The following is a 12,468-nucleotide window of genomic DNA, read 5'->3' on the forward strand; positions in this document are numbered from 1 at the left end:
ATTGTTTTTTTTGTATTTAGTGCTAATAAAATCAATTATAATCAAGAGTGGTAATAAGTAAGATTATCGCGATATAATGACATAAAAAATAGAAAACAAAACGGTCTTCCCTTTCAAATCCGTTTTAATTTTCGGTAATTTGTGTCAGTGAGAACAACACATTTACATACACCAAAATCCATAGACACTTTTAAAAGGCAACTCTTAAATTGGGGACAGCAGTTTCATGAAAGCGTTTGGATGGATTCCAACCAAGTTCATCAAACTTATTCAAGTTTCGACGCTGTTTTGGCTGTGGATGCTGTTACCTGTATTAAAACAGATTATTCTGAAGCTTTTTCTAGGTTAAAAGAATACCAATCCATCACTAAAGACTGGATTTTCGGCTATTTAACATATGATTTAAAAAATGCTGTTGAAGATTTAAAATCTGAAAATATTGATGGTTTACAATTTCCTGAACTCTATTTCTTTCAACCAAAAAAGTTGTTTTTATTTAAAGGAGATATCGTTGAAATGCATTATTTAAATATGGTTTCAGATGAATGTGAAGAAGATTTAAAAGCAATCTGTCATTGCGAGGAGGAACGACGTGGCAATCTGTTAAATGATATCAAAATAAAACCTCGTATTCAACAAGAAAATTATCTTGAGAAAGTAAACACCATGCTGGAGCATATTCATCGAGGTGATATTTACGAAGCCAATTTTTGTCAGGAGTTTTATGCTGAAAATACACGTATAAATCCTTTAGAAACCTATCAGAAACTGAATGATATTTCTAAACCTCCTTTTGCTTCTTTTATAAAACTTGGAGATAAATACATCTTGTCTGCTTCTCCCGAACGGTATTTAAAGAAGACTGGAAATAAAATAGTTTCACAACCGATTAAAGGAACAGCAAAGCGTTCACAAAATGAAACAGAAGACAATCTATTAAAGGAACAATTGTCAATAGACGAAAAGGAGCGAAGCGAGAACATTATGATTGTTGATTTAGTTCGGAACGATTTATCAAAAACGGCCAATAAGGGAACTGTAAAAGTGGAGGAATTATGCAAAGTATATACTTTCCCGCAAGTGCATCAAATGATTTCAACTGTCACATCAGAAATTGAGGCATCAATTCATCCTGTAGATCTTATTGAATCGACATTTCCTATGGGAAGTATGACTGGAGCTCCAAAAATTTCGGCCATGAAAATTATTGAAGAACTTGAAGAAACGAAACGTGGCGTATATTCTGGAGCCGTTGGATATTTCACACCAAACAATGACTTCGATTTTAACGTGGTTATTAGAAGTATTTTATATAATGAAATAAAACGATACGTCTCTTTTTCTGTTGGAAGTGCCATTACTGCAAAAAGCAACCCTTTAAAAGAATATGAAGAATGTTTGATAAAGGCTAAGGCAATGCGTGAGGTATTGGAGAGTTAGTTTAAGGCAAAAGGCAAAAGTCATAAGGCATAAGGTATAAGGTATAAAGTAGGCAAAATGGATAAGGCAGAAGGCAGAAAGGAGAAGACATTGGTTAAAAGTTGTATTTTTGTATTATGAATAGTTATCGAGATTTAATTGTTTGGCAGAAATCTGTTACTATGGTAACTTTAGTTTATAAAATTTCAGCTAATTTCCCTAAAGATGAAAAATTTGGATTAACATCCCAATTAAAACGAAGTTCCATTTCAATATCTTCAAATATTGCTGAAGGTTATGGAAGGAATTACACGAAAGAATATACTCGTTTTTTACAGATTGCGCGAGGCTCTTTATATGAAATGCAAACACAATTACAGATAGCTGTAAATCTTAGATTTATTGAAGAAGCAAATTTAGAAGACATAACTAACCTTTCTATTGAAATAGAAAAAATGCTTAATACTTTAATTAAAAAATTATCAATTTAAAGTGTTGTAACATCAACCCTTATGCCTTTAACCTTATGCCTTTTAAACTAAACGACTTCCAAAACCATATAAACAACCATCTTAATTTTCTACGGGAATCCAAGCTCTTGATAGCTATTTCCGGAGGATTAGACAGTGTTTTATTAACACATCTTTGTCACAATTTAAAATTAAATATCAGTTTAGCACATTGCAATTTTAATTTAAGAGGAAACGAAAGTGATGCAGACGAAGATTTTGTTTTACAATTAGCTGAAGATTTAGAACTAGAGGTCTTTATTGAAAGTTTTGATACTGAAACGTTTGCAGAAGACCACAAATTATCTACTCAAATGGCAGCTCGTACTTTGCGTTACCATTGGTTTGAGGAATTGGCAGAGCAACTTCATTTCGATTATGTTTTAACAGCTCATCATGCTGATGATAATTTAGAAACCTTTTTAATTAATTTATCTAGAGGGACAGGACTAGATGGTTTAACAGGAATTCCAGAAATTAACGGCAAGATTGTAAGACCTTTATTGAGTTTTTCAAGAGAGACTATTGAAAGCTACGCAGTTCAGAACAACATAAAATGGCGGGAAGATAGTAGTAATGCCTCCACAAAATATCTCAGAAATAAATTACGTCACGATGTGATTCCTGTTTTAAAAGAAATGAATTCGCAATTGCTTCAAAATTTCAAGCAAACGCAAGATCATTTACAGGATTCAAAATTGATTATAAAAGATAGTATAGATAAAGTTCTTGAAACGGTTATCACTAAGATTTCAGAGCATGAAATTCACTTTAGTATTCAAAAAATTAAAGAATTATCGAATCCGAAGGTTTATTTATATGAAATTTTAAAGGAATATCATTTTACAGAATGGCAGGATATCACTGACTTATTAAATGCTCAAACTGGAAAACAAGTATTTTCAAGTTCACATGGTCTCTTAAAAAATAGGGGTGAACTGATTTTATTCCGTAATACTATTGAAGAACATGCCGAAGCGATAGCTATTTCAGAAGAAGATAAAAATATAAAGACTGCTTTAGGATATTTAGTTTTCGAATTGACCAATCAAATTAACGCCTCAAACAACGCAACAATATACGTTGATAAAGATTTGTTAAAATACCCTCTAACCGTAAGGAAATGGGTAAAAGGAGACTATTTTTACCCTTTTGGCATGGAAAACAAAAAGAAACTGAGTAAGTTTTTTAAAGATGAAAAACTTTCCATGTTGGAAAAAGAAAATATTTGGTTGCTTTGTTCTCATAATGAAGTGGTTTGGATTATGAATCATAGAGCAGATAACCGTTTTAAAATAACTAACAATACACAATACATACTAAAAATATCCCTTCAGAATGAAATATAAATTAGCCCTTTTTATCACCCTTTTATTTACAGCTTTTATTGCTCAAGCACAAGTTTTAAATCCGGTGACTTGGACTGGTGAGACCCAAAAAATATCAGAAACAGAATACAACCTAGTTTTTAAAGCTGAGATTGAAAGACATTGGCATTTATATTCTCAAACCATGCCAATTGGGGATGACGTTATTACTCCTATTCCAACAGAATTTATTTATGATTCTTTAAGTCAGATAAATAATTATAATTTAATTGGTAAAACACAAGAAAGCAAATTTATCACAGCTTACGACAAGGTGTTTGAAATGGATTTAAACTATTTTGATGAAGAAGCAACCTTTACCCAAAAAGTTGAAATTTTAAATCCGGAATTAAAAACGATTGAAGTTGAAGCATCCTTTCAAGCTTGCGATGATGAACGTTGTATTTATCAAAATAAAAAGATTTCTTTCGACTTAACAACAGCGACTTTAACGTCAGGTGATCCATCAGATTATGTGGAAGACGAAACCAAAACGGTTATAAAAGAAGGTGTTGATCGAACAGACAACGAGAGCAAAGGTTTATTAACCATATTTTTTACGGCTTTCTTTCTAGGGTTTTTGGTATTGTTAACACCTTGCGTGTTCCCAATGATTCCTATGACAGTGAGTTTCTTTACAAAACAAAGTAAAACTAGAGCTGCTGGAATTAAGAATGCTTTATTATATGGTTTCTTTATTATAGTAATTTATACGCTTTTAGGAACGGCTATTTCTGCTATTTTTGGTAGTAATGCCATGTACGAATTCTCAACTGGAGTGACATTTAATGCCATTATGTTTATTGCTTTAATTGTATTTGCTTTTTCATTTTTAGGAGCTTTTGAAATTATGTTACCAAACTCTTGGGTTAATAAAGTAGATAGTGGCGCAAATAGAGGAGGTGTAGCAGGTATTTTCTTTATGGCTTTAGCTTTGGCAGTGGTATCGTTTTCTTGTACGTTTCCGATTGCTGGAACCGCTTTATTGGATGCGGCAACAAAAGGTGGCATCGCTCCAATTATAAGTATGTTAGGTTTCTCATCAGCTATTGCATTACCATTTGCATTATTTGCCTTCTTCCCAAGTTGGTTAAACTCTCTTCCAAAATCTGGAGGCTGGTTAAATACAGTCAAAGTGGTTTTAGGGTTTTTAGAATTAGCATTTGCTTTTAAATTCTTATCCATGATCGATTTGGTTTTAGAATGGCATTTCTTAGAAAGAGAAGTCTTTTTAGCCATTTGGATAGCCATATTTGGTACTCTAGCCTTGTACTTATTAGGGAAAATTAAATTACCTCACGATTCACCTTTAGAGCATATTTCTGTAGGAAGATTGGTTATGGCCATTATAGCTTTATCGTTCACATTATACATGGTTCCTGGACTTTGGGGAGCTCCTTTAAAATTAATTAGTGGATTTCCACCTCCAATGAGCACCAATAGCGAATCGCCTTATGGGGTTGGTTTTATGAAAAAACAAACGTCAGCTTCAGGAGAATTCATAGCTAAAGAATTACCTAAGGATGCTCATTTTGGTCCAAACGATTTAATTGCGTTTCACGATTACGAAACAGGAATGGCTTATGCCAAAAAAGTAAATAAACCCGTTATGTTAGATTTTACAGGTTTAACTTGTGTAAACTGTCGAAAAATGGAGGAGCAAGTTTGGGTCGAAGACGAAATTTACGCCTTGTTAGATAACGATATTGTACTAATTTCACTATATGTAGACGATAGAACCAAACTTCCTAAAGAAGAACAACACGAATCTGAACTCACAGGAAATTCAGTTAAAACCTATGGCCACAAATGGTTGGAATATCAGCAAGTAAGATACAATACCAATGCACAACCTTTATATGTTATTCAGAATTTAGAAGGTGAAGATATAAGTCCAGCTGTTGGATATACGCCAAATGTGGAAGAGTATTACGATTGGTTGAAAAAAGGGATTGCCAATTATAAGAAATAACAAATTCCTGCGTGGTCACTGAGTGAAGCCGAAGTGAAAGCAGGAATCTTTTGTATAATAATTTATCAAATTTAAATAGAGATTCCTTTTTTTAAAGGAATAAATTATGAAAATTCAAGGAAACATAGTAGACATTCAAAACAGACGTATTTTTAAGGGTGAAATCACTATTGAAGATAACAAGATTTTTAGCATTGAAGAAAAGCAACACGATGTAAATCATTACATCCTTCCAGGATTTGTGGATGCTCATATTCATATAGAAAGTTCGATGTTAGTTCCTAGCGAATTTGCTAGAATAGCGGTTAAACATGGAACTGTTTCGACCGTTTCAGATCCTCATGAAATTGCTAATGTTTTAGGTGTTGAAGGGGTTGAATTTATGATTAACAACGGAAAAGAAACGCCTTTTAAATTTAATTTTGGTGCACCTTCATGCGTACCAGCGACATCTTTTGAATCGGCTGGAGCAGTCATTGATTCCGAGGGGATTAAATCCTTGATGGCAAATCCGGATATCAAGTATTTAGCCGAAATGATGAATTATCCTGGCGTTTTATTTGATGACGAAGAAGTCATGAAAAAAATTGCTTGGGCAAAACACTATAACAAACCAGTTGATGGCCATGCGCCGGGTTTACGAGGAGACGATATTACCAAATACATTCAAGCAGGAATAAGTACAGATCACGAGTGTTTTACTTACGACGAAGGTTTAGAAAAACTCCAAAAAGGGATGAAAGTCCTCATTCGTGAAGGATCTGCTGCAAAAAACTTTGAAGCGCTTATCGATTTACTTCCTGAACATTTTGAAAACATCATGTTTTGTAGCGACGATAAGCATCCAGACGATCTGTTATTACATCATATCAATAATTTATGTGCAAGAGCAGTAGCAAAGGGCATGGACATTTTTAAAGTGCTTCAAGCGGCTTGTATCAATCCGGTGAAACATTATAATTTAGATGTTGGTTTGTTGCAAGTTGGAGATGATGCAGATTGTATTGTGGTTGAAGATTTAAAAACCTTTAAAACCCTTCAAACATATATCAATGGAGAATTGGTTTTCGATAAAGGTGTTTCGAATATTAAATCTGTTCCTTTTAAAATATTAAATAATTTTCATACAGACAAAAAAGACGTTTCAGATTTTAGATTTGAATCTTCTGCAAAAGAAATTCGTGTGATTGAAGCCTTGGAAGGTCAGTTGGTTACTAACGAACTCATTGAAGAAAGTTTGTTGAAAGATGGAAATCTAGTTTCCAATCCAGAAAAAGATATTTTAAAAATGACGGTTGTCAACCGATATCAAAATCAGAAACCTGCCATTGCTTTTATTAAGAATTTCGGTTTAAAAGAAGGTGCTATTGCTAGTTCTGTTGGTCATGATTCTCATAACATTATTGCTGTTGGAGTTAGTGATGAAGCTATTTGTCAGGCTGTCAATTTACTTATTGAAAACAAAGGAGGTATTTGTGCTGTTTCAGATACGAAAGACAAAGTAGTTGCATTGCCAGTTGCAGGTATCATGAGCGATCAGGATGCTAAAACCATTGGAAAGCAATATGCCGAATTAGACCAGATGGCAAAAAATTTAGGAAGCACTTTACATGCACCATATATGACTTTGAGTTTTATGGCATTGTTAGTGATTCCATCCTTAAAATTAAGCGATAAAGGCTTGTTTGATGGGAATAGCTTTCAGTTTACGTCTTTAGAGAAAGAGTAGTGGTATTTTGTTGATTTGTTTGTTGGTAGTCGTGTGTTAATTATTTGCAGATTGTCCAAATAATTTACTCATTGAATCTCTGTGAACCTCTCTGTGTTACTCTGTGTAATAATTTATATATTTAAGAAATGCCAATATTAGAATCAACTTACAAAGCCCCATATTTTTTCAGAAACGGATTTATTGCAACCGTTTATTCCGGTTTAATAAGGAAAGTAGAGGGGCTAGTCCAAAAAAGAGAGCGCATCACTTTACTGGATGGCGATTTTCTAGATTTAGATTGGAGCTATTCAGAAAACAAATCGCAAAAGCTCATCATCATCCTTCATGGTTTGGAAGGCAATGCTCAAAGACATTATATTACAGGAACGGCTAAAATTTTTAATGAGAATCATATCGATGCTGTTTCAATAAATTTTAGAGGTTGTAGTGGTGAAGATAATTTGTCGTTTCGTTCTTATCATTCAGGTGATACCAAAGATTTAGAACAGGTCATTCAGCATATTTTGAACGCGACACAATATTCCGAAATTTATTTAAAAGGTTTTAGTTTAGGAGGAAATGTAGTCCTGAAATATTTAGGAGCGACTGAAGATATTCCTGAACAAATAAAAGCAGGGATAGCAGTTTCAGTGCCCTGTTATTTAGCCGGTTCTGCTAAGGAATTGCATACGTTTAAGAATAAAGCGTTTCATGATAAATTCAAAAGTCATTTAAAAGGGAAGTTAGTCATAAAAAAACTGCAACATACTGATATGTTGAATGATGAAGAGATTACTTCAATTAAAACTTTATACGATTTCGACAATCTGTATACCTCTAAAGCTCACGGTTTTAAGGATGCCCAAGACTATTATGAGCAGAGTTCTAGCTTGCAATTTCTTCCAAACATTAAAATACCAACCTTGCTTATAAATGCCTTAAACGATTCTTTTTTATCTCCTGAATGTTACCCAGTGAAAGAGGCAAAAAACAACCCAAATTTATTTTTAGAAATGCCAAAACATGGAGGTCATGTAGGTTTCTTTCAAAAAGGGGGTTTTTATTATAATGAAAAACGTGCTTTAGAGTTTGTTCAGAAGGTTTGATTTTTGTGTGTAGACGTAGCGTTGTAACCCTTTATTGGTTTCATGAGTTACTTTGATTTTATTTATTTGAAACGATATTAACGCAAGGTTGATAGGACTTTGCAATACAGTTTATACGGCTTTACTATGGAGTTCATATGGCTTTACTATGGAGTAGCTACGAGGGAACCCCCCAGAAACCTCGATATTTACAGGTGTTTAGAGGAGGTGCGTCTATGGCTTAACCTGCAATTTTGTTGACATAAAATTGTAAATACTAGAATTTACGCTGGCTAAGGTTTTATTTGCTTAGATGTAAAAAAAATCTTTAAGTAAGCTTGTGTAATCTGTGTTTAGCTTAGAAATAAAGTTAATACATTACTTGTAAATCTCCAAATATTTAACCTGTTCTTCTAGAGCTACTCTAAAATCTTTTTTAAGCTCTGAAACCAAATCAGATACTTTTGGCGCATCATGAATATTGGTTACCCCTTGTCCAGCAGACCAAATGGTAGACCAAGCTTTCGCATCGTCTTTATGAACGGTTAATTCTTCACCAAAATCGACTTTCTTTTTTCTTTTTAGCATTTCCTCAGTAATGCCCATAGCATTCAAACTGGGACCTAGAAAGTTTGCCGCAACTCCAGAAATGGCAGCCGTATAAACAATGTCGCTAGCACCAGCTTCCATAATCATATCTCTGTATTCTTTTGGGGCCTTGCTTTCTTGTGTATTTATAAAACGGGTTCCCATATAAGCTAAATCGGCTCCCATTTGTAAAGCAGACGCGATATCTCGACCCGTACTGATGGTTCCTGCTAGTAAGATAGTTTTCTTAAAAAAGCTTTTAATTTCAGCAACTAATGGCATCGGGTTTATGGTACCTGCATGTCCTCCAGCTCCAGCAGAAACTAAAATGAAACCATCAACACCAGCTTCCGAAGCTTTTTCAGCATGACGCTTTTTTATGATGTCATGGAAAACTAAGCCACCATAAGAATGCACAGCATCTACTAATTCTGAAACTGCTCCTAAAGAAGTTATTATTAAAGGAACTTTGTGTTTTACACATAGTTCTAAATCGGCTTGCAAGCGCGGATTTGTTTGGTGAACAATCAGGTTAACTCCAAAAGGTGCGGGTTTTTTACCCGTTTCTTTTTCGAATTCTGAAAGTGCTGTTTTAATTTCTATCAACCAAGCTTCAAAACCTTCACTCGTGCGTTGGTTTAGGGCCGGAAAAGTTCCTACAATACCACTTTTGCAACATTCTATAACTAATTCTGGGCCAGAAATTAAAAACATTGGGGCCGCAACTACTGGCAATGTTAAGTCTTTTATAAAGGAAGGTTTACTCATTTTTTTGATAGCTTTAGTTACAAAGATACCAATCTAAAGTTTTGTTTTGAATTATTTGCTTTAGAAATATGGATCCTACTTTTCATAGATTTAGTTATATTTTACTAATTGTTTTTTCTTACATTTATGGAAACCAATCAATTATGCTTAAAAAAGTATTTGGATCTGCTGTATTTGGCGTGGAAGCTACCACAATAACTGTAGAAGTGAACGTAGATAAAGGTATAGGCTATCATTTGGTTGGTTTGCCAGACAATGCTATTAAAGAAAGTAATTATAGAATTGCGGCCGCTTTACAAAACAACGGCTTTAAAATTCCGGGAAAGAAAATCATTATTAACATGTCGCCGGCCGATTTACGCAAAGAAGGTTCTTCATACGATTTAACTTTAGCTATGGGAATTTTAGCGGCTACCAATCAAATTCAAGCAACGGATTTGGAAGATTTTATAATCATGGGAGAATTATCTTTAGATGGCTCCTTACAACCCATTAAAGGCGCTTTGCCAATTGCAATTAAAGCGAAAGAAGAAGGTTTTAAAGGCTTTATACTTCCTATTCAAAATGCCAAAGAAGCAGGAATTGTTTCAGGTTTAAACGTTTATGGGGTTGAATCTATTGAACAGGTTATCAACTATTTTGATAGAGGCGAACCACTTGAGCAAACCATAATTGATGTTGAAGAAGAGTTTAATAAAAGCCTCAATTTTCCAGAATTTGACTTTTCGGACGTCAAAGGCCAAGAATCTATAAAACGCTGTATGGAAATTGCGGCTGCAGGAGGACATAATATTATTTTAATTGGCCCTCCAGGAGCAGGAAAAACCATGCTTGCCAAGCGCTTGCCAAGTATTTTACCACCAATGACCCTGCATGAAGCCTTAGAAACTACCAAAATACATTCTGTTGTTGGACGCGTCAAAGAAAATACGGGACTTATGGCGCAACGACCTTTTAGAAGTCCTCACCATACAATTTCGAATGTTGCCTTGGTCGGCGGCGGAAGTTACCCACAACCAGGAGAAATTTCTTTATCGCATAATGGCGTGTTATTTCTGGACGAATTGCCAGAGTTTAAACGCGATGTTTTAGAAGTCATGCGTCAGCCTTTAGAAGATAGAGAAGTCACCATTTCAAGAGCGAAGTTTACGGTAACTTATCCGTCGTCTTTTATGTTGGTTGCTAGCATGAATCCGAGTCCGAGTGGTTATTTTAACGATCCAGATTCTCCTGTAACTTCCTCTCCAGCCGAAATGCAACGCTATTTAAGTAAGATTTCAGGTCCTTTATTGGATAGAATAGATATTCATATAGAAGTTACTCCAGTACCTTTCGAAAAACTTTCGGATACTAGAAAAGGGGAAGCTTCCATTGATATTAGAAAAAGGGTGACAGCGGCAAGAGTTCTACAAACAAAACGCTTTGAAGATTCAGAAAAAGTACATTACAATGCACAAATGAATACCAAACAAATACGAAAACACTGTTTGTTAGATGATGCCTCTATGCAGTTACTAAAAGTGGCTATGGAACGCTTAAATTTATCTGCCAGAGCTTACGACAGAATATTAAAAGTATCCAGAACCATTGCCGATTTAGAAGGAAGTGAAGATATCAAGGGAGCACATTTAAGCGAAGCCATACAATATAGAAGTTTGGATAGAGAAGGTTGGTTGGGTTGAAAATACCCCATCCATAATCACTCATTGGTTTTAATAATTTTCATATTTTTAATACTCACGCATTAGTTTTAATTTATAAATATAATTTTCTTAAATTATCCCAAGATTTAAACTCTTCAAGTTATTTTTAATTCTTCCACAAATGATGCTAAAAACGATTAGATATGCTCAATATGAGCAGGGACTTCCTCTTGCAGGAAAGCACCTAATAGGACAGACCCGAAATGAAAACATCATTGTTTATCAGGCCTTTAATCCTAACATATCAAAATGGGCTGTTGAAAATCAAAAATTTGGTGGAAGTCATTATAAGTTTACAAGAATGTCTTGGATAAAACCAAACTTTTTATGGATGATGTATCGAGCTGGTTGGGCAATGAAAGAACACAAACAACATATTCTTGCCATAGAAATATCTCAAAATAATTTTGAAACCCTACTTCTTGAAGGTGTACATTCCTCTTACATTGAAAAAATATATAAAACACGAGATAATTGGAATGCTAAAATGAAAAACTCTCAAGTACGACTGCAATGGGATCCGGATCATCATCCAAATGGAGAAAAGCTTGAAAGGAGAGCTATTCAAATTGGTATTAGAGACGAGCTTCTGGAAAAGTTTGCAACGGAATGGATCATTTCAATAGAAGATATCACAGGATTCGTTCACGAACAAAAACGAAAACTTGATGCTGGTGCGCTAGATCAATTAGAAGTTATCCAAGAACAAAAAATTATCCTTAATAATCCTAAAATTGTTCTTCAATTAAATTGCGATAATTAGGGAAATGGTTTACAAAATGAATAAACAAATCGTGCGTAATTCTTTTTTAACAGCTTTTTTTAGGAGTCTACAGGCTTTTTTAAGCTCTTAAAAGTCATTTGGAATAATTAATTGTTGGGTCTCGCTCCATGACTATTAAACTTCTCTTTCAAAAAACATCCTAGGTCTTATCTCTAATTATTACTTTTTGTAAGAATTTCAAACTTTTTAGAGACATATATATTAAAAAAAATAATTTTTTAATATATTTGATTTTGAGGCTATTAATTTATTCTCTGTTATTAATCTGAGACATTTTCCAATCCACCAAATGATAAAAGCCTATTTTCAGCATTACTTTTCACACACAAAGTCTGAACCTTAAACAAAAAAAACGCACTTATTTATGTAATACTTCAGAGGCTACCATTTAATGATGCTTTTAAGAATTTAATGAATATTTATTAATTTTTCTAAAAACTTGTAAATGTCAATTGAAGACGTTTTCGGATTTAAAAAACAATTATTCTATTTTTAGAATAGAAAACAGGCGTTTCACGAAATATAAATACTGTTAACTGAACTTTTTTTATATTTTTAAAAA

General features: G+C 33.9%; 9 protein-coding genes. 8 read left to right on the forward strand and 1 reads right to left on the reverse strand.

The window, feature by feature from the left end; genetic code table 11:
• The first annotated feature begins 147 nt into the window (after positions 1–147).
• The 6 genes from pabB (at position 148) to IEV77_RS07900 (ending at position 8,084) form a co-directional block, all read left to right on the forward strand.
• Positions 148–1,440: an aminodeoxychorismate synthase component I gene (pabB, locus tag IEV77_RS07875; RefSeq protein WP_188463559.1), complete on the forward strand. Its 1,293-nt coding sequence runs from the start codon at positions 148–150 to the stop codon at positions 1,438–1,440.
• A gap of 116 nt (positions 1,441–1,556) precedes the next feature.
• Positions 1,557–1,910 carry a four helix bundle protein gene (locus tag IEV77_RS07880; RefSeq protein ID WP_188463561.1) on the forward strand — a complete coding sequence of 118 codons (354 nt, stop codon included), beginning with the start codon at positions 1,557–1,559 and terminating at the stop codon, positions 1,908–1,910.
• A 35-nt stretch (positions 1,911–1,945) separates the two neighbouring features.
• Complete coding sequence (gene tilS / locus IEV77_RS07885; RefSeq protein WP_188463563.1) at positions 1,946–3,277, forward strand: tRNA lysidine(34) synthetase TilS; 1,332 nt, start codon at positions 1,946–1,948, stop codon at positions 3,275–3,277.
• The gene (locus IEV77_RS07890) at positions 3,267–5,267 is read left to right on the forward strand and encodes a protein-disulfide reductase DsbD family protein (RefSeq protein ID WP_188463565.1); all 2,001 of its coding nucleotides are present in this window, start codon (positions 3,267–3,269) and stop codon (positions 5,265–5,267) included. The genes tilS and IEV77_RS07890 overlap by 11 nt, the downstream gene beginning before the upstream one ends.
• 106 nt (positions 5,268–5,373) lie before the next feature.
• Positions 5,374–6,996: an adenine deaminase gene (gene ade, locus IEV77_RS07895; RefSeq protein WP_188463567.1), complete on the forward strand. Its 1,623-nt coding sequence runs from the start codon at positions 5,374–5,376 to the stop codon at positions 6,994–6,996.
• Positions 6,997–7,124: 128 nt separating this feature from the next.
• Positions 7,125–8,084 (forward strand): YheT family hydrolase, encoded by a 960-nt coding sequence (locus tag IEV77_RS07900; protein ID WP_188463569.1) that lies wholly within the window; start codon positions 7,125–7,127, stop codon positions 8,082–8,084.
• A gap of 357 nt (positions 8,085–8,441) precedes the next feature.
• Here the strand turns inward: IEV77_RS07900 and IEV77_RS07905 are convergent, their stop codons facing one another.
• Positions 8,442–9,419, reverse strand: coding sequence for an NAD(P)H-dependent flavin oxidoreductase (locus tag IEV77_RS07905; protein WP_188463571.1), 978 nt, complete (start codon positions 9,417–9,419; stop codon positions 8,442–8,444).
• Between the two features lie 143 nt (positions 9,420–9,562).
• Between IEV77_RS07905 and IEV77_RS07910 the strand changes: the two genes are divergently transcribed.
• On the forward strand, positions 9,563–11,101 hold the full coding sequence (locus IEV77_RS07910; protein WP_188463573.1) for a YifB family Mg chelatase-like AAA ATPase: 1,539 nt from the start codon (positions 9,563–9,565) through the stop codon (positions 11,099–11,101).
• Between the two features lie 142 nt (positions 11,102–11,243).
• Positions 11,244–11,885, forward strand: coding sequence for a DUF4291 domain-containing protein (locus tag IEV77_RS07915; RefSeq protein ID WP_188463575.1), 642 nt, complete (start codon positions 11,244–11,246; stop codon positions 11,883–11,885).
• The last annotated feature ends 583 nt before the right edge of the window (positions 11,886–12,468 follow it).

The organism is Xanthomarina arctica (genome assembly GCF_014638915.1).
In the GTDB taxonomy this organism is placed as follows: Bacteria; Bacteroidota; Bacteroidia; order Flavobacteriales; family Flavobacteriaceae; genus Xanthomarina; species Xanthomarina arctica.